Below are 18,755 nucleotides of genomic sequence, written 5' to 3'. Positions count from 1 at the left end.
GGTCCTTTCAGGAGTGAGCCACAAGCAGACGACGCGCGCAAGGATTTCGCGTTCTGGTGGCGTCTGCCGGCGAGAAATGAGGCCTGACAATGCGTATGTGGCGCAAACTAACCGATCTTGTCCCAGCAGGTGCGCCCAAAGCGGTCATAGGCGTCCATTTCTGACACCATCTGGCGGAAGAGGGCAGCGTCGCCAATGTCTTCCGGCAGGAGGGGGTCGAGGTTGATCGTGCGGATGACGGACTGGCCGATCAGCAGCGTTTCGCGGGCGGCGTCGTCGGCAGGCAGTCTGGCGGCTGCCTTGCGGCTCGCCTGCATGGCGGCGATAGCCCCTTCATAGGTCGTTTTCAGGTCGTTGGTGGACCAGAGATCGCGCCAGTCTGCGCTGGCGGGCAGGGCAGTCTCGCAAATCGCGATGAGCAGGGCGTCGTCCTGCAGGCCGATCCGTAAAAGCGCGGCACGCAGATCGCCAAGGGACAGACGCAGATTATCGGGCCGCACCCAGAGGCCGGCCTCGGCCTGCGCGAAGCCGTAGAGGCGCAGGGCGCGCATGCGGGCTCGGAGGTCTTTCCGGTCCGTGCGGCCAAGATGGTTGGTGAGCACGCCGATCCAGCCGCCATTCCAGACCCGGGTGCGGGCAGGGGCATTACGCCAGTCGCTGATCTCGGCGGTGAAGGCCGCCGCCTTCGGCCCTGTCGCATAGACACCTCGTTCGACGCTTTCGAGCAGGCCTTCCTTCACAAGCCGGGTCACCGCCATGCGGATCGCGGTCGGTTCCATGCCGAACAGGCCACCCGCGCGGGAAAGATAGGCCAGCGTCTGCGGCCGTCGTCCCGGCACGCTCATCAGCGACAGGACTAGCGTGCGCGCGGAGACGTCTTCGGCTGCGGTGGGTTTAAAACGTAACGGCATTTGACGTATTGTGCATATTTGTGTTACAAAGACAAAAAGATAAAGAAGTCGAAGGGAAGAGACCCAAGCATGACCGAAGCTGTACGCCTGTCAGAGGCCCTCACGAAGGAAGAATTGCGCGACCTGTCAACGCCTTCGGACGTAAAGGCCATCGCCTCGCTCGCGTTCAACTGGGCCCTCATCGTGGCAGCCTTTGCCGTGCCGATCATCTGGACCAATCCGCTGACCATTCTGGCCGCGATCATCTTCCTCGGCGGGCGCCAGCTTGGCCTTGGCATTCTCAACCATGACTGTGCCCACCATGCTTTCGTGCGCAGCAAGAAAGGCAATGATTTCATTGGCCACTGGCTGTGCGGCGCGCCGATGAACATCTCGGTCTATGCCTATCGCACCTATCACCTGAAGCATCACAAATATGCCGGCACCGACCAGGACCCGGACAAGATTTTCGTGAAGAATTATCCGGTGTCGAAAGACAGCCTGAAGCGCAAGCTGATGCGCGATGTGACCGGTCGCACCGGCTTTCGCGATACGATGATGAAGCTCAAGAATTTCAAGCTGAAGAAGCATTACCCTTGGCTGGCCTTCCATATCGGCCTGCTGGCCGTGCTGACGGCTGTCGGCGCACCTTGGGCCTATCTGATGTGGTGGGCGGCAGAGATTTTCGTCTATCCCGTGCTGACCCGCGTGCGCCAGATCGGCGAGCATGGCGTGGCGCTGAACCGTGACAGCCTCGATCCGCGCGACAATACAAGCACGACGCTCGCCTCATGGTGGGAGCGGCTGCTGATCGCGCCGAACCAGGTGAACTATCACCTTGAGCACCATCATTTTGCCGCCGTGCCAGGCTATAATCTGCCACGCCTGCACAAGCTGCTCTCCTCGCGCGGCTATTACCGCGACCATGACTGTATATCGCATGGCTATCTCGACGTACTGCGCCGCGCGGTGCGCCACGATGAGGCCAAAGGTGCTGTCGCGGCCTGACGCCCTGTCCCTTGCGGGCTTGTCGGTCTAGGGTCTTCTGAGAATGCAGGAGACCCCATGATGATTCGCAGACCCACATTCCTCGCGCCCGCCTTGGCCGCGGCCTGCCTGCTTGCCGCCTGCAACAAGGCGCCTGCGCCAGAGCCTTCCGCCACACCAGAGCCCGAGGCCGCCCAACCGATTGAGCCATCGCTGCCCGTGCCCGAACCCACCGAGCGCCCCGATGCGCCCTTTGCCAATTCGCCGGAGGAAAAACTGGGGCAGGGCCGCGAGATTGCCGAGACGGTGTGTGCGACCTGCCATGCCGTTGGCACGGAAGGCGACAGCCCGCATCCCGACGCGATCCCGTTCCGCGACCTGTCGAAACATTATCCGATCGAGGATCTCGCCGAGCCGCTGGCCGAAGGCATCATGGTTGGCCATCCGGACATGCCGATCTTCGAGTTCGAGCCGGAGCATATCGACTCGCTGCTGACCTATATCGAGAGCATCCAGGCGCCGCACGACCTCTAGGCCGGCGGCGCGGCTGCGTCAGGAATAGATGAATTCCGGGGCCTCTAGATCGATCTTCGGGAACTCGTCCTTCTCCGACCAATAATCCTGATTGTGCTGCCATTGGGGCTTCGTGCCGCGTTTCGGCATCAGGTGCATGGAGCGCATCAGATAATTCGGATTGAAATTGCTGGCGTCGATCCAGGGCTTGCGCTCCATGTCTTCATCCTCGGGCGGCAGGGCCACCTCGACCTGGCGGACATGTTTTTCGTCCATATGATTCAGCAACCGGGCAATGAAGTCGCCCATCAGGTCCACGCGCAGGGTCCAGCTGGCGCGGAAATAACCGAACACCCAGGCCATGTTGGGTACACCCGTGAACATCATGCCGCGATAGGTGACCGTGTCAGCAAAATCGACGGGCTTGTTATCCACAGTGAACGGAATGCCCCCGAGGACGGAGAGGTTGAAGCCCGTCGCGGTGATGATGATATCAGCTTCCAGTTCCTCGCCGGATTTCAGCAGGATGCCTTTTTCCGTGAACCGCTCGATATGGTCCGTCACGACGCTTGCCTTGCCGCTGGCAATCCCCTGGAAGAGGTCGCCGTCCGGAACGAAGGCGATGCGCTGCTGCCACGGCCTGTAGGCAGGCGTGAAATGCTTCTCGACGTCAAAGTCGGGCCCGAGGAACTCGCGCACGCCCGCGAGCAGCTCTTCCTTCACGACATCTGATTCTTCGGTTGCGCGGCGCGTAAACTCGTTCTGGTCGAACAGCACCTTGCGGCGCACGATCTCGTGAATCCATGTTTCGTCGATCTGCAGCTTGCGCAGCTCGTCGGCCAGTTCGTTCTCATTGCGACCGGGAATGAAATAGGTCGGGGAGCGCTGCAACAGGGTGACGTGCTTGCAGTCAGCAGCGATGGCAGGAACGACAGTCGCGGCCGTGGCGCCAGAGCCGATAACGATCACCCGCTTGCCTTTATAGTCCAAGTCTTCCGGCCATGTCTGCGGGTGCACGATCTGGCCTTTGAACTCGTCCATGCCCTCCCATTCCGGCGTGAAGCCCTTGGAATGGTCGTAATAGCCCTGGCACATCCACAGGAAGTTGGCCGTGACACGGACGATCTCGCCGGTGTCGGAGCGCCTGGCTTCAACGGTCCATTGCTTGTCCTGCGACGACCAGCTCGCCGACAGGATCTTGTGGCTGTAGCGGATGTGCGGCGTGATATCATTCTCGTCTATGACCTCGCGCATATAGGTCAGGATCTTGTCGGCCGCGGCGATGGGCTGGCCAGTCCACGGCTTGAAGCGATAGCCGAACGTATAAAGGTCACTGTCGGAACGGATGCCCGGATATTTGTGCGTCAGCCATGTGCCGCCAAAGCTTTCCTGCGCTTCGAGAATGACAAAGCTCTTGCCCGGTGTCTGCGTCTTCAGGTGATAGGCCGCGCCGATGCCTGAAATGCCGGCGCCCGCGATCAGCACATCGAAATGCTCGGTGTCTGTGCTGCTTGAGCGGTTTTCGAGTGTCTGTGTGTCTGCCATTGTCTTCGTTTCCGTCCCTGTGGTGCGGTGCCCTGCGCGGGGCCTGCTCTCTTGCCGGCATGGAAGCGCAAACGGGCGCACCTGTACACTCCGGAAAATCCCTTAGGGGCGCAGACGCCGCACTGCCCTTGCGTCAGGGGCCCGTCACAACAGGGCAGGTAAAGGCCGCGTCAGCCTCGCCTGGCCCCGCCATCGCATCCATCAGGGCGATTGTAACGCCATTGGTCCAGCCGAATCCGTCCTGCAAGGCATATTCCCCGCCGCCACCCGGCACGGCGTCCATGACATTGTATTTCTCCAGCAGGCGGCCCGTGCCGTCATAGACGCGCGAGACGGTGGAGACCCAGCGCCGGGCGATGTCGCCTGCCAGCGCCGCGTCGCCATAGCGGCATAGCCCTGTTACTGACACCCATTGCAGCGGCGCCCAGCCATTTGGCGCGTCCCATTGCTGTCCCGTATCGATCGTGGAGGTGACGATGCCGCCCTGCTGCAGGAGGTGCGCACGGGTGGCTGATGCAGCCTCGGCCGCCTTTGTTTCGTCTGCGGCGCCTGTGAAGAGCGGGTAGATCCCGGCGGCTGTGACATGGCCGAGCAGCTTGCCCGTCTTCCAGTCGAGATCGTCATAGAGGCCGCTGTCCGCATTCCAGAGCAAGGCATTGATCGCGGCGCGGCGCTTGTCGGCCTTCGCTGCATAGGTAATGGCGCAGGCCGGATCATCCGCTACGAGGCAGCCAGCAGCGATTGCCTTTTCAAGGCCGTAGAGCAGACTGTTCAGGTCCGGTGGCACCACATCCGTCGTGTGGATGGTCGTCAGGGATTTGCCGTCCACGAACCATCGCGATGAGAAATCCCATCCGCTCTCTGCGGCCGCGCGGATATCGCGATAGACTTGCGACGCCGGATGGCTGCTGCCTGCGGCCACCGCAAGGTCCTCCCCATAGGATTCATCGCGCGGCACGTCGCGCCCGTCATAATAGCGGTTCAGCAGGCTGCCATCAGCCAGCTTCACCACGCGCAGCGACGGTGCGCCCGGCGCGGCGTCTGTCTCGCCCGCCATCCAGAAGTCATGCTCGGCTTTCAGTTCAGGCAGGTATTCCGCCCAGGCCCTGGCCGGATCGTTCGGCGAGAGGAGCGAGACCATGAGATAGAAGAAGGGCGGCTGCGAGCGGCTGAGATAATAGGTGCGGCTGCCATTCGGCACATGGCCATAGGTGCGGATCATGTAGGCGAAATCATCGACCATATGACGGCGCAGCCCCGCCTGATCGGGCCCAAGGCCCAGCATGGTGAAATAGGAATCCCAGTAATAGATCTCGGTGAAGCGTCCACCCGGTACCACGTAAGGCTCCGGCAAGGGCAGGCGCGAGCTGCCCGGCTCGGCCTTTTTCGTCGTGCGCGTCAACAGCGGCCAGAGCGCGGCGATATGGTCGCGCAGGGACAGGCCCTCAGGCGGTGCCACTGTTTCAACTGGCGGGTCGATACGGAAATTGGCATCGAAGAAATTGCGCAGCGCGGTCTCCGACAGCGGCTTCTGCTTGTCATAGTCCGCCACGATATCGGCTGGCGCACGCAGGGGCACGGCATCGGCTAGCGTCTTCGTGTCCGGATGGATGCGGGCCTTGGCCGCATCACTATAGAGATCACCGAACAGGATAGAGGGCGGTGCAGTGTCGGAGGCTGTCTCGGCCGCCTTTTGCGGTGTCACATTGCAGGCAACGCCCAGCAGGGCCAATGCCAACGCGGAGCGTCGTATCCAGTCGTGTCTCATTCCGCGTTAACCCTTTCACTCACAAATTCGTTTGTGCGGCGCAGCAAAGCGTGCCATAGGCTGCCTCAGCAGGGACAGCGCCCCTTAAAGGCGTGCCGCTGCTCTCGCATTGATCGTAAGCCTATCCGGTTTCGCGTCGAGTGCGCAAACGAACCGGGATGCCGATCACCAAAGGCTTCCTTTACAATTAGAGCCATCCGCGCGCCGGGGCATTGTGCCCTGTTTTGTGCGCACGAACATGAAAGAGTCATTTTGACCCAGTTTACCGAACTCGGCCTCGCCGAGCCCGTCCTCAAAGCCATTACAGCTGAGGGCTACACCACGCCGACCCCAATCCAGGCGCAAGCCATTCCCGTTCTGCTCAAGGGCCAGGATGTTGTCGGCATCGCCCAGACCGGCACCGGCAAGACCGCTGCTTTCGTGCTGCCGCTGTTGAGCCTGCTGGCCACCAAGCCATCGCGCCCTGCGCCTCGCACGGCCCGCGTCCTTATCCTCGCGCCAACCCGCGAACTGGCCGCCCAGATTGCCGATAGCGTTCGTGCCTATGGCAGCCACATGCGCCCCAGCGTTGCTGTCGTTGTCGGTGGCGTGAAGCCCGGTGCGCAGATCAAGGCCATGTCGCGCGGCGTCGATTTCCTGATCGCCACACCCGGCCGCCTGCTCGACCATATGGATACCAAAGCCATCAGCCTCGCTGACACGACCGCCGTCGTGCTCGACGAAGCCGACCAGATGATGGATCTCGGCTTCATGCCGGCCATCCGCAAGGTCATGGCTGCCGTGCCAATGAAGCGCCAGACACTGCTCTTCTCGGCCACCATGCCGAAGCCGATCCGCGCGCTTGCTGACGATTTCCTCCGTGACCCGGTCGAAATTGCCGTGACGCCGGAATCGCGCCCTGTCGAGCGCATCGAACAGGCCGTCTACATGATCAAGGGTAATGCAAAGCCCGCTTTCCTGTCGGAGCTGCTCTCGGCTGACGACATGGACCGCGCGATCGTCTTCACCCGCACCAAGCATGGCGCCGACAAGGTGGTGAAACACCTCGCCAATGACGGCCTTTATGCCGAAGCCATTCATGGCAACAAGAGCCAGAACCAGCGCATTCGCGCCCTCGACGCTTTCAAGAGCGGCAAGGCGCCGATCCTGGTCGCAACCGATATCGCCGCACGCGGCATTGATGTCGATGGCGTCAGCCATGTCATCAATTTCGACATGCCGAACATCTCCGAATCCTATGTCCACCGCATCGGCCGTACGGCCCGCGCCGGCAAGACCGGTATCGCCATCTCGCTGGTCGGCAATGATGAACGCGCCTACCTGCGCGATATCGAAAAGCTGACCGGCAAGTCCATTGCGCGCCTTGATCCGCCAGCCGGCACGGCGCTCGACCTGTCGCAGCCGGAAGAAGAAGGCCCGCACAAGCAGCAACGCAATGGCGGACGCAGCCGTCCGGGCGGCGGTGGTGGCGGTCGCGGCCATGCTCGCAGCGGTGGCGGTGGGGGTGGCAAGCCGCGTGCCCACGGACACGGCGGCAAGCCGAACTCCGGCGGCGGCAATGGTGGCCGCAAACAGGGTGGCAAGCCCGGTGGCCAGCGGTCCGGCAATGGCGGCGGCGCCACACCGGCAGCGGCGCGCAGCCGTGGTTCATGGTCGCCCGCGTCCAGCTAGGGAAGGGGCGAGGGGCAGCCGCCCTTTACCCATCGTAAGCCTTGCGACTTGCGCCGTCCTTGTTCAAGGATGGCGCAAAATCGTATTTGGAGGCGACCCATGAAAACCCGTATCACCGAAATGTTCGGCATCGAGCACCCGATCATCCAGGGCGGCATGCACTTTGTCGGCTTTGCCGAAATGGCGGCGGCGGTATCAAACGCTGGCGGTCTCGGCATCATCACGGCGCTCACGCAGCGTACCCCGGCAGATCTTGCCAACGAGATTGCCCGCTGCCGCGACATGACGGACAAGCCAATCGGTGTAAACCTCACCTTCCTGCCGGTCGTCAACGCACCGGACTATCCGGGCTATGTGAAAGCCATCATCGATGGCGGCGTGAAGGCCGTCGAGACCGCCGGGAACAATCCCGTGCAGGTCCTGCCGATCCTCAAGGAACACGGTATCAAGGTCATCCACAAATGTACCGCCGTGCGCCACGCGCTCAAAGCCCAGTCGATCGGTTGTGACGCAGTCAGCGTTGATGGCTTCGAGTGCGGTGGCCACCCGGGCGAAGATGACATCCCGAACATGATCCTTCTGCCACGCGCGGCTGACGAGTTGGATATCCCGTTCGTCGCCTCGGGCGGTCAGGCTGACGGGCGCAGCCTCGTTGCCTCGCTCGCCATGGGCGCCGAAGGCATGAACATGGGCACGCGCTTCATCGCCACCAAGGAAGCCCCCGTGCACCAGAACGTTAAGGACGCCATCGTCGCGGCCAGCGAACTGGACACGCGCCTCGTCATGCGCCCGCTGCGCAATACCGAACGCGTGCTGACCAATGCCGCCGTGGAACGCCTGCTGGTGAAGGAAAAGGAACTCGGCTCGAAGCTCGAGTTCAAGGACATTGCCGAGGAAGTGGCAGGCGTCTATCCGCGCATCATGATGGATGGCGAAATGGACGCCGGCGCATGGAGCTGCGGCATGGTCGCCGGCCTCATCCACGATATCCCGACCTGTAAGGAACTGATCGACCGGATCATGGCCGAGGCCGAAGAGATCATCAACAAGCGCCTCAGCGGCTTCCTCAAGAACTAGTTTTACTGCTGCGCCGCCTCTCCCCGGCGGGGGAGGCGGTCGGCCTACTCGCCGTCCTTGAGCGGTATCCCGTAAAGCTCCAGACGGTGATCGACCAGCTTGTAGCCGAGCTTGCGTGCGATCTCGATCTGCAGGGCTTCAATCTCTTCGGAATGAAATTCCACGACGCCGCCCGTCTTGATGTCGATCAGGTGGTCATGGTGCTCGTCGGGCACTTCCTCGTAGCGGGCGCGCCCGTCGCGGAAATCATGGCGCTCGATGATGCCTGCGTCCTCGAAGAGCTTCACGGTGCGATAGACAGTCGCCAGTGAAATCGAGGAATCCATCGTGTTGGCGCGGCGGTGCAGCTCTTCGGCATCGGGATGGTCATCCGACATCGACAGGATGCGCGCGATAACGCGTCGCGGCTCCGTCATGCGGAGGCCTTTTTCAGCGCAGAGTTTTTCTAGTCTGTCCATTTCACTTATCTGCCCCCAGTGGCGCGGGAAGTCCAGATGGTAGCGCTCATAACGCGAGCGACCGCGACATGAGCACGGCAGCGACCGGAATATCACGTCCGGTCGTGTAATAGCCGGGGCGGCGGCCGTCCTCGCTGAAGCCGAGCCCTTCATAGAGGCTCCGGGCTGGCAGGTTGTCCTCTGCCACGTCCAGCATGATGCGGGAAATGCCGCGCTCGCCCAGCCGCGACATCAGGCTTTTCAGCAAGTGGGCGGCGATCCCCATGCGCTTGAAGTCTGGCGCCGTGGCAATTGTCAGGATGTCAGCTTCGTCCAGGATAGTCTGCACGAGCACAAAGCCGGCAAGCGTGCCAGAGCGTTCTGCGCCAAGTCCCAGCGTTGTGCTCTCCGACAGGAGGTCGCGAAAGGCTGCGGGGCTCCACGGATCGGCAAAGCCGGTCCCGTGCAGCATGGCGACCCGTCCGGCGTCGTCGGGACGGAGCACCACGACGGGCTGGGTCATGACTTTTGTCCCGGCAGGGTCGCGTCCGGCTCGCGGGCATAGACGGGGGCAGGGGGATGGCTGCCAGCGTCAAAGGCGGGCGCCTTCAGCGCGGCGGTAATCGCGGAGGGCCGCATCGGCCGTATGTCGAGGCCGTCTGCCAGCCTGCCAAGCGCCTCGGCGCCATCCATGAAGATCGGCACCAGGAAACCCTCCAGCATGGCCTTCAGCGCATCAAGGCTCACTTCCACGGGCGTCGATATGCCCTCATCGCCCTCAAGGCCCTGCACCCACCATGTCTGGTCCGGTGGGCGTTTCTGTGCCTGCAGCGCGCCGAGCGTGTTGCCTTCCATGCCGGCCGGAATGGCCGCTTCAAGGCTGGTCACGCCAATGCAGGGTGCGCCGGTTACCAGCGCCAGGCCGCGGGCATAGGCGACGCCGATGCGGATGCCTGTGAAGCTGCCCGGACCGGTCACCACGGCGATGCGATCAACGTCCTGCAGCGTCACGCCCGCTTCCGCCAGCAGGCGCTCCACGAAGCCCGGCAGTTGCCTGTCCTGGCCACGCGCCATGTCCTCGCGCGCGTCGGCGAGAATATCACCGTCGCGCACCAGTGCCGCTTCGAGAGCGGCAGAGGCGGTATTGAGAGCGAGAACCAGCATTTTTGTGCGGGATCAGAGAACCCGGCAGGCTTCTTCAAAGTCGAGACGCGGGCTGCGGTCGAACAGCTTGGATTTGTCCCCATGGCCGATATTGCAGATGAAATTGGCGCGCCAATGCTGCATCTCGCCGTCTTGGCTCTCGAAGAATTCCTTGTTGACGCCATCGGCATCAAACCCGGACATCGGGCCGCAATCGAGGCCGAGCGCGCGGGCCGCAATCATCAGATAGGCGCCCTGCAGCGTGCCATTGCGGAAGGCGGTCTCGTCGCGATTGGAATTGAACCAGTCTTTTGCTTCGGGGGCATGCGGGAAGAGTTTCGGAATTTTTTCCTGGAATTTCAGGTCGTAGGCGATGATGCAGACATAGGGCGCGCCCATCGTCTTATCGGTATTGTTGCCGCTCATGTGAGGCTTCAGGCGGGCCTTGGCCTCGTCGCTGGTGATCCAGAGAAAGCGGGCCGGGCAGCAATTCGCGCTGGTCGGGCCCATTTTGGCGAGGTCATAAACGGCACGGACGAGCACTTCGGGCACCGACTTGTCGAGAAAGCCGTTCTGGCTGCGTGCATCGCGGAAGATGACGTCAAGGGCGTGGTCGTTGACCGGGTGAGCCATGGCGAGGTGTCCTTCTATCGTGTTGTAAGTGTCCTAAAGGACGGCTTCGACGGCTGTGACTTCCGGCACATAGGTCTTGAGCATGTTTTCGATGCCCTGCTTCAGCGTCATTGTCGAGGAGGGACACCCGGCACAGGCGCCGCGCATCGACAGGTGCACAATGCCTGTCTCCGGTTCGAAGCGGTGGAAGATAATATCGCCGCCATCCTGGGCAACGGCCGGGCGCACGCGCGTCTCGATCAATTCCTTGATCTCTTCAACGATTTCAGCCGCTTCGCCTTCGTAGACCGTGTCATCACCGGTCTCCCCGCCAGAGGCAATAGCGCCATCCTCGACAACGGGCAGGCCGGCCATGAAATGGTCCATGATCGCGGCCAGCACCATCGGTTTGACGTGTTTCCAGTCGCGATCCGGGTCCTTGTTGATCGACACGAAATCGCTGCCGAGGAACACGCGGTCAACGCCGTCCACCTGGAAGAGGGCGCGCGCGAGCAGGCTCATGCGGGCGCTGCCGATATCAGGGAAGTCGAACGGGCCGAGATCGCCCGCAACGGGCAATCCGGGCAGGAATTTTACGGTATCCGGGTTCGGGGTCGGCTCGGTCTGGATGAACATGGGCTTCAGGCCCCTCTCACATGGCTATCTAAGGGTCCAGATGGCCCGACGATGCTATGTGTTCAAGGGGAAAGCCGCGTTCAGGGGGCCGCAACGCCCAGGCCAGCGTCCAGCGAGGCGACGGATTCGACGTCTTCTGCCGGCAGGGCCTCAACCGCATTAGCCAGTTCCAGTGTGGCAGCCTTGGCTTCGGACAGGTAGAATCCCATGCCGGCCAGGTGATTGGCCATCAGCATGCCGTCGCCGGGCTGGTTGGAAACGATCAGCGGTTTCATGTGCGCTGCGTGGCCCCAGGCCTCCTTGGCCTTCGTCATGGCTGCCTGCACATCGGGCATGCGGCTGAAGCGGGGATCGGCGCGCTCAGAGGCCAGCAGCATTTCGCGGGCGACATGCGCGCGGGCCTTGGCGCCATAGAAGGCAATGATGTCCTGGCGGCTGGCTGGCCATTCGACCGTCTCCGCGTTGATCTGGGCGGAAAGGTCGGCGAGGTCGGTCTCGGCCCAGCCAGCAAAGAGGCGGGATTCGGCCTTGAGCAGCTCCATCCTGTCGGGCTGGGTGGCGAGGCCCCGGGCAGAGCGTGTGTCAAAACGGTTCAGCGCCTCGGCAGCCGACGTCAGGCGGGGGCGCATGTCGTCACCCGGCATGCCGTGCAGCAGGCGGGCCGCAGCGGTGAGATCAGCGTCCGGCTCACCATTGACCGGGCTCATCACGGCCAGCAGCCTTGCATGTTCGGCCAGCGCATCAGCGGTGGCCTTCTGCCAGGCGGGCATCGCGGTGAGCCGGGCCTGCGGGTGCCAGCTGGCGCGGTCGCCGGCCCAGCCGGTGCCTTCCAGTTCGCGGGCAATCTTGTTGATGGCAACGCCGGCTTCCGGCGAGGACCAGGCCTGCGTTGACGAAAGAACCACGTCGCTGTCGTCGATCTTGTGCGACATCACGGTCATGACCGGATAGGCGAGCACGGCGCCAACAACCGTACCGACCTTCAGCATCAGGATGGAGCGGCGCCACCAGCGCTGGAAGAACAACATGATCGGACTGGGTTCGGCATAGTCGAAAGTCACGAGATGGTCGGTACCGATCCGGGTCACGACGGGCCCTTCCTCCTGGTAGGCCGCTGGCAGGCGACTATCAAATGCCATACTCTACATCCAAACGCTGAAACTGTTGCCCCTACGACACTATGCGGGCAATTAAAGCCTATTAACAGTCCCTTAACAGTTAAATCTAGGCAACCCGCAATTTTGATTGCAAGTCAGTTGCCAAAGCCCTTGGTGTGCTTTGGTTTTTTTGCTCAGCGATTGCTCAAAAAAATGGCAGTCAGTCTGCCTGGCCAATGATTTGGGCCGTTGTGACCAGCATTTGTTCTTTGCCCTGACCATTGCTGAAGGTCAGCACCACGTCGGCCGAATCGCCCACGGCGAGACTTTTGTCGAAGCCGAAGAACATGAGGTGGTTGCCGCCGCGCTTCAGCACGAGGGGCTCTTTCTCGGTGACAGGCAGCGATTCCACCTGACGCATCCGCATAACCCCATCCTCCATGGACATGGTATGGATCTCGACACTGTCGGCCGCATCGGTGGTCGCCCCGACCAGCATCTCGTCGGCGCCGCGCACCTTCACCACCATGCCGCCGCTAGCAATACCCTGTCCGCCGGCCGGCATGACGATATAGGCGTCTGACACTTCAAGCGCGCTTTCGCCTTCAGGCACGGGGCTTGAGCAGGCAGCCAGCAGGCCAAAACCAATCAGCGTCGCGGCGAGGGAGAGGCGTTTCATGAGATATCCTTCCGGGGGAATTATTCTGGTTTAACGCTAGGCCTGATGCGACAGTAGGGGAAGGGTGCATGCCGCCGCAGGGAGGCACTAGCCGCGCCAGAAACCGATGATATCCCGCACTTCGTCCATGATCGGCGCAGCAATCGCACGTGCCTTCTCGGCGCCCTTGGCCAGCGCGCGGTCGATGCCCGCCGGATCCGCAAGGATTTCGCGATAGCGCGCGGTGATCGGCGCGAGGTGCGCCACCGTCACATCCGCCAGCGCAGGCTTGAACACGCCAAAGCCTTGTCCGCCGAACTGGCGCAGCACGGCCTCGACGCTCTCGCCCGACAGCGCACTATAGATGCCGACCAGGTTTTCGACTTCCGGCCGCCCCTTCAGGCCCTCGACCTCGCTCGGCATGTCGCCCTCTAGGTCGGTCTTGGCCTTCTTGATCTTCTTGGAGATCTCGTCGGACGTATCGACAAGGTTGATGCGCGACAGGTCCGACGGGTCGGACTTGGACATCTTCTTCGTGCCGTCCTTCAGGCTCATGATCCGCGCACCGGGGCCCTTGATCATGGGCTCGGGAAGGGGGAAGAAGCCCGGCGCGTCATATTCGCGGTTGAACCGGTCGGCGATGTCGCGGCTGAGCTCAAGGTGCTGTTTCTGGTCCTCGCCGACGGGCACATGTGTCGCCTTGTAGGCGAGGATATCGGCGGCCTGCAGCACGGGATAGGTGAACAGGCCTACAGAGGCCCGCTCGGAATCCTTGCCGGCCTTGTCCTTGAACTGCGTCATCCGCTCGACCCAGCCCATGCGGGCGACGCAATTGAACACCCAGGCGAGTTCCGCATGCGCGGGCACAGCCGATTGCGCGAAAATGATCGATTTGTCGGGATCGATACCGCACGCAAGGAAGGCGGCCGCAATCTGGCGCGTCTGGTCCAGCAGCGCCTCGCGGCCCACGGGCAGGGTGATCGCATGCATGTTCACGACCGAAAAGATGCAGTCGTGGCCCGCTTCCTGAAGATCGACGAACTTTTTCAGCGCGCCGAGATAGTTGCCAAGGTGCAGGTTTCCCGTGGGCTGGATGCCGGAGAAAACGCGCTCGGGGCCGGTATAGGCAGGGGTCGTATCAGTCATGGGCAGGGCCAATAGCGCGTTTGATCAACGTCGCATAGTGCGGCGGATGTCGCTGATCCGTACGGCGCCCGTGATCAGGGCCGCCACGGCATAGGTCACGCCGCCTGCCAGCACGATCACACCGGCCGAAAGCGCCTTGCTGCCATAGAGATGCGTCTCCACGCTCGGCAGGATGCGTAGCAGGTAGAGGACGACCGCAGCCATGGCCGCCGTGGCGAGCAGCGCCCTTATCACGCCGGAGGCCAGTTTCGGTCCCGGCCTGTACCAGTCGCGCCGCACCAGCGTCGTCCAGAGGAGGGTGACATTGACCCAAGCAGCCACACTGGTCGCAATCGCGAGGCCGACAAAGCCCTGCATGCCGTTGGCCTTCATCCAGAAGAACAGGCCCGCGCCCAGCACCGTATTGATGAAGACGGAGACGAGTGCATAGCGCATCGGCGTTTTCGTGTCCTCGCGGGCAAAGAAGGCCGGCGCGAGCACCTTGATCAGCACAAAGGCGGGAACGCCCCAGGCGAAATGGAACAGGGCATTGCCTGATTGCAGCGCATCGAACGTGGTAAACTCGCCGCGTGCAAAGAAGGCATCGATCAGGAAGACCGGCGCAATCAGCAGCGAAGCCGCCGCCGGCAGGGTCAGCGCCATGGCAAGCCCGATGCCCTCGTCCATCGTCGCCCGGCTGGAATCATCGTCCAGCGCCCGCGCGGCCCGCGACAGGCGCGGCAGGATCGCGACGCCCACGGCCACGCCGACAAGGCCGAGCGGCAGCTGGTAGAGCCTGTCAGCCGCATAGAGCCAGCTCTTGGCGCCCACTTCGAAACTCGCGAGCGACTGGCTGACAATGATGTTGATCTGCGTGCCGCTGGCCGCAAACGTGCCGGGAAGGGCCAGCATCATCACCTTCTTCACCGCCGGGGTCAGGCGCGGCAGGCCGAGCAGGCTGAGATGCACTTTCTGGCGGCTGACGCCCCACCAAAGGGCACCTGCCTGCAACACGCCTGCGATAAAATACGCAATGGAGGCGGCCTTGGCCGTGGTTACCGGGTCATCGCTGATCAGCGCCGCCGGGATCAGGCAGAGGTTCAATAGGGTCGGCACGCCAGCCGACAGGATGAACCGCTCCGATGAGTTCAGCACACCTGACAAGAGCGCCGCCAGTGCCATGAAGGTCAGGTAGGGCATCGTCACCCGCGTCAGCAGTACGGCCAGATTATAGTGTTCCGGGTCGTCGGCCTGTCCGCCATGGATCAGCAGCAGCACCCAGGGCATGAATATCTGCGCCAGGATGGTGAGGGCCGCCGTCGCCGCAAACAGAACGCGCATCGCCTCCTGCGCCACGGCGCGGGCCGCTTCAGGCCCCTCGGCCTCCAGCGTGCGCGCATAGGTCGGCACGAAAGCGGACGCAAAAGCCCCCTCGGCAAAGATGCGGCGGAACAGGTTCGGGAATTGCTGCGCCGTCGCCCAGGCATCGCCGACAGGCCCGGCGCCGATCGTCGCCACCAGAAGGATATCGCGCACCATGCCCAGCACGCGGCTGGCCAGCGTCAGGGACGATTGCACGAGAGTGTTGCGCGCGACGCTCATGCAATTTCCCTTGGGTGAATTCTCAGAAGCTGTCCACGGCGCGGGAGCGTTTCAGTTTCCGGGCCGGGGTTTGCGGTGCATCCGGTTCTTCGCGCCCCAATACGGCCAAAAGACGTTCCTTGAGTGTATCCTTGCGGGCTTTTGTGCCCATTTTCTGGCCGCGGGCATTCTGCACATAGAAGGCATCGAACACACGCTCGCCATAGGAGCCGACATGCGCCGAGTGGATAGACAGTTTCATGTCGGCCAGCACGTCGGCCACTTCATGCAGCAGGCCCGGCCGGTTGCGCCCGGCAATGTCGATAACCGTATAGTCGGCCGAAAGGTCGTCGCGGATCTGCACCGAAGGCTGCACAAGAAAAGCCGCCTCGCGCCGTCCGGCCCGCGCATTCACTTCGCCCTTGATGGCATTGTCGGCGAGCGCGTCCCGCATGGCTTTTTCCAGCCGTTCCATGCGCGGCGCATCGCCGGCAGCAAAGGCGCCCTTGCTCGCATCCTGCAGCATGAAGATATCGACGATACGGCCCCGGTTGCTGGTGAAAACCTGCGCCGAGACCACGTTGGCGCCGAGCCGCGCGAGCGTTCCGGCGAGGTCTGCGAAGAGGCCCGTCCGGTCAGCGCCGGACACGATCATCGCCACCGCGCCGCCATCGGCGAGATAGCGGTGCGCCACCACTTCCTGTTCGTCATTCAGCACGCGGGCCTGCCAGGCGAGGTCATCGAGATCGAAACCCGTCCAGTAGGCCGTTTCCATTTCCAGCATCAGCGCCGGCACTTTGCCAACCCGGTCGATCAGGGCTTCGCGGCGGCGCTCGGCGCGCGCTTCCAGTTCGGCCAGCACGCCGGCCTCGTCAGTGCGTCCGCCGCGCAGGGCCGCCGCAGTGTTATTGTAAAGGTCGGCCAGCAACTGGCCCTTCCACGCATTCCACACAGCCGGGCCGACGGCCTTGATGTCGGCCACGGTGAGAATGTAGAGCAGGCGCAGCCGCTCCAGCGAGCCGACAAGGTCCGCGAATTTCGCGACCGTGCGCGGATCGGAAATATCGCGTTTCTGGGCCGTTTCGCTCATTTCGAGGTGATGCCCCACCAGCCAGGCCACGAGTTCACTCTCGGCCTCCGGCAGGCCAAGGCGCTGGCACGCGCGCAGCGACGTCTTCATGCCCTCGATCTGCTGGTCGCCCTTGCCCTTGCCGGTGTCGTGCAGCAGCATCGCCATGTAGAGCGCCCGGCGGTTTTCCAGCATCGGGAACAGTTCGCTGACCAGCTTGATCGTCTCGCCGCGCCCATGCTCCATGTCGGAAATGTATTCCACGGCACGGATCGTGTGCTCGTCCACCGTATAGTGATGGTACATGTTGAACTGCGTCTGCGCGACGATGCCGCCAAACTCCGGCATCACGCGGCCCAGCAGGCCGGACTCGTTCATCCAGCGCAGCACCTGTCCAGGGCGGTCGCCGCCCATGATGGATTCCAGCACCAGCCGGCGGGCCTCTGGTGTCTCGCGTACGCTGTCATTCATGGCGCGCAGGTTGCGGGTCAGCGCGGTCAGGGCATCGGGGTGGATGTCCTTGCCCTCGCGCCGGGCAATCGTGAACAGCCTCAGCATGTTTAGCGGATCGGACGCCATCACGTCTTCGTCGACCGTATTGATACGGTTATTGTCGATGATGAAGCCGTTTTCCTTCAGCGCCTGGGGCGCGCGGATCGGCAGGAAACGGCGCAGGCCTTCGGGCTTCTTCTTGTGGTCGGCTTCCAGTTTCGCGGCCAGGATACGCGTCAGGCTGCCGACATCCTTGGCGATCAGGAAATAGCGCTTCATGAAGCGCTCCACGCCCTGCTGCTCGCCCCGGTCGCGGTAGCCCATTCGGGACGCGATCTCCGGCTGCAGGTCAAAGCCGAGCCGTTCTTCCGGACGCCCTGTCACGAAGTGAAGATGGCAGCGCACGGTCCAGAGGAATTTCGCGGCGCGGATGAAGATGGCATATTCGTGCGGCGTGAACGGGCCATTCTGCATCACGTCTTCCAGCGTGCGCCCGCCATACATGTGCTTGGTAATCCAGTAGAGCGTCTGCAGGTCGCGCAGGCCGCCCTTGCCCTCCTTGAGGTTCGGCTCGACCACATAGCGCGCATCGCCATGGCGGGCATGGCGTGCATCGCGCTCGGCCAGCTTGTCGGCAATGAACTGGGCATCCTTGCCCTTCACGGCCTCGCGCTGGAACAGCTCGAACATGTCCGTCGCCAGCGCCTCGTCGCCGCAGATGAAACGCGCGTCCAGCATGGATGTCTTGATCGTCACATCCTCGGCGGCCAGCTTCACGCAGTCCTGCGGCGTGCGGAACGCGTGGCCGACTTTCAGCCCCATGTCCCACATCGCGTAGAGCATGTATTCGATCACGCTCTCGGTATGCGGGCTCACCTTGTAGGCGCGCAGGAACAGGAGGTCCGTGTCGGAAGAGGGCGCCATCACGCCGCGTCCGTATCCGCCGGTCGCCACGACCGCGATACGCTCGGCCTCTGTGGGGTTGCGGGCGCGGATCACATGCGTCGTCGTATAATCATAAAGCGCGCTGATCACTTCATCCTGCACGGCGCAAAGCAGGCGCGCGGTGTCGAGCCCGTCGGCGCCCTGCTGCAGGCGCTCCTGCGCGATCATGCGGCCGCGGAAGAGGGCGGCGTGCAGATGGTCGATCACCACTTTGCGCGCGGCCTGTGCGTCGCCCTGATGGTGCTGGGCGGCGGCTGTCAGCTTCACCCGCAGCGCGCGCCCGTCAATGATGTTGGAGATGCGCCAGCGGCCGGGCCGGCGCAGCGCCGAATTGCGGGTGTCGACAAGGCTTGGGCCGGTGCTTGCAGGGTTCGACGTAACGTTCATGCACTATCCTATAGCAGCTCCGGCGCTGCCGACCATGGCCACATTTCCGGGTTCGGGGGCAGGAGTGACCCCGTCAAAGATGGGTCTAGGCCAAACCGGTTTCAAATATGGTAACTCAGCCG

At 62.9% G+C, this 18,755-nt stretch carries 17 protein-coding genes; 4 read left to right on the top strand and 13 right to left on the bottom strand.

What is annotated here, in order from left to right:
- Positions 1-107: 107 nt before the first annotated feature.
- Complete coding sequence (locus tag HY30_RS00535; RefSeq protein ID WP_034735865.1) at positions 108-911, bottom strand: hypothetical protein; 804 nt, start codon at positions 909-911, stop codon at positions 108-110.
- Between the two features lie 69 nt (positions 912-980).
- Between HY30_RS00535 and HY30_RS00530 the strand changes: the two genes are divergently transcribed.
- Together HY30_RS00530 and HY30_RS00525 are read left to right on the top strand one after the other, a co-directional pair.
- Positions 981-1,898: a fatty acid desaturase family protein gene (locus tag HY30_RS00530; RefSeq protein ID WP_034735863.1), complete on the top strand. Its 918-nt coding sequence runs from the start codon at positions 981-983 to the stop codon at positions 1,896-1,898.
- Between the two features lie 57 nt (positions 1,899-1,955).
- Complete coding sequence (locus tag HY30_RS00525; RefSeq protein WP_206741386.1) at positions 1,956-2,411, top strand: c-type cytochrome; 456 nt, start codon at positions 1,956-1,958, stop codon at positions 2,409-2,411.
- 18 nt (positions 2,412-2,429) lie between these two features.
- On the opposite strand, the gene HY30_RS00520 is transcribed toward HY30_RS00525, so the two are convergent.
- Together HY30_RS00520 and treA are read right to left on the bottom strand one after the other, a co-directional pair.
- On the bottom strand, positions 2,430-3,935 hold the full coding sequence (locus HY30_RS00520) for a flavin-containing monooxygenase (protein WP_034735861.1): 1,506 nt from the start codon (positions 3,933-3,935) through the stop codon (positions 2,430-2,432).
- A gap of 133 nt (positions 3,936-4,068) precedes the next feature.
- The gene (gene treA / locus HY30_RS00515) at positions 4,069-5,703 is read right to left on the bottom strand and encodes an alpha,alpha-trehalase TreA (RefSeq protein ID WP_081811984.1); all 1,635 of its coding nucleotides are present in this window, start codon (positions 5,701-5,703) and stop codon (positions 4,069-4,071) included.
- Between the two features lie 252 nt (positions 5,704-5,955).
- On the opposite strand from treA, the gene HY30_RS00510 reads away from it, so the two are divergent.
- Together HY30_RS00510 and HY30_RS00505 are read left to right on the top strand one after the other, a co-directional pair.
- Positions 5,956-7,374, top strand: coding sequence for a DEAD/DEAH box helicase (locus tag HY30_RS00510; RefSeq protein ID WP_034735860.1), 1,419 nt, complete (start codon positions 5,956-5,958; stop codon positions 7,372-7,374).
- Between the two features lie 99 nt (positions 7,375-7,473).
- Positions 7,474-8,451, top strand: coding sequence for an NAD(P)H-dependent flavin oxidoreductase (locus HY30_RS00505; protein ID WP_034735858.1), 978 nt, complete (start codon positions 7,474-7,476; stop codon positions 8,449-8,451).
- A 44-nt stretch (positions 8,452-8,495) separates the two neighbouring features.
- Here HY30_RS00505 and HY30_RS00500 read toward each other — a convergent pair whose 3' ends face one another.
- From HY30_RS00500 to HY30_RS00455, 10 genes are all read right to left on the bottom strand, one after another.
- Entirely contained in the window at positions 8,496-8,909 is a 414-nt protein-coding gene (locus HY30_RS00500) for a Fur family transcriptional regulator (protein WP_034735856.1), read from the bottom strand.
- A 46-nt stretch (positions 8,910-8,955) separates the two neighbouring features.
- A complete protein-coding gene (rimI, locus tag HY30_RS00495) occupies positions 8,956-9,411 on the bottom strand; it encodes a ribosomal protein S18-alanine N-acetyltransferase (RefSeq protein ID WP_034735853.1) in 456 nt (151 codons plus the stop codon).
- On the bottom strand, positions 9,408-10,052 hold the full coding sequence (gene tsaB, locus HY30_RS00490) for a tRNA (adenosine(37)-N6)-threonylcarbamoyltransferase complex dimerization subunit type 1 TsaB (protein ID WP_034735852.1): 645 nt from the start codon (positions 10,050-10,052) through the stop codon (positions 9,408-9,410). Before tsaB ends, rimI begins: the two co-directional genes overlap by 4 nt.
- A gap of 12 nt (positions 10,053-10,064) precedes the next feature.
- Positions 10,065-10,664: a malonic semialdehyde reductase gene (locus HY30_RS00485; RefSeq protein ID WP_034735850.1), complete on the bottom strand. Its 600-nt coding sequence runs from the start codon at positions 10,662-10,664 to the stop codon at positions 10,065-10,067.
- Between the two features lie 33 nt (positions 10,665-10,697).
- On the bottom strand, positions 10,698-11,279 hold the full coding sequence (locus HY30_RS20615) for a NifU family protein (protein ID WP_034735848.1): 582 nt from the start codon (positions 11,277-11,279) through the stop codon (positions 10,698-10,700).
- Between the two features lie 80 nt (positions 11,280-11,359).
- The gene (locus HY30_RS00475) at positions 11,360-12,418 is read right to left on the bottom strand and encodes a hypothetical protein (RefSeq protein ID WP_034735846.1); all 1,059 of its coding nucleotides are present in this window, start codon (positions 12,416-12,418) and stop codon (positions 11,360-11,362) included.
- A 178-nt stretch (positions 12,419-12,596) separates the two neighbouring features.
- On the bottom strand, positions 12,597-13,055 hold the full coding sequence (locus HY30_RS18910) for a copper chaperone PCu(A)C (RefSeq protein ID WP_051614553.1): 459 nt from the start codon (positions 13,053-13,055) through the stop codon (positions 12,597-12,599).
- Between the two features lie 87 nt (positions 13,056-13,142).
- Complete coding sequence (gene trpS, locus HY30_RS00465; RefSeq protein ID WP_034735845.1) at positions 13,143-14,180, bottom strand: tryptophan--tRNA ligase; 1,038 nt, start codon at positions 14,178-14,180, stop codon at positions 13,143-13,145.
- A gap of 24 nt (positions 14,181-14,204) precedes the next feature.
- Complete coding sequence (murJ, locus tag HY30_RS00460; RefSeq protein ID WP_034735843.1) at positions 14,205-15,761, bottom strand: murein biosynthesis integral membrane protein MurJ; 1,557 nt, start codon at positions 15,759-15,761, stop codon at positions 14,205-14,207.
- A 22-nt stretch (positions 15,762-15,783) separates the two neighbouring features.
- A complete protein-coding gene (locus tag HY30_RS00455) occupies positions 15,784-18,633 on the bottom strand; it encodes a [protein-PII] uridylyltransferase (RefSeq protein ID WP_081811983.1) in 2,850 nt (949 codons plus the stop codon).
- Positions 18,634-18,755: the final 122 nt, after the last annotated feature.

This window comes from Hyphomonas chukchiensis (assembly GCF_000682695.1).
Taxonomy (GTDB): Bacteria; Pseudomonadota; Alphaproteobacteria; order Caulobacterales; family Hyphomonadaceae; genus Hyphomonas; species Hyphomonas chukchiensis.
This window is presented reverse-complemented; position numbering and strand designations above follow the sequence as displayed.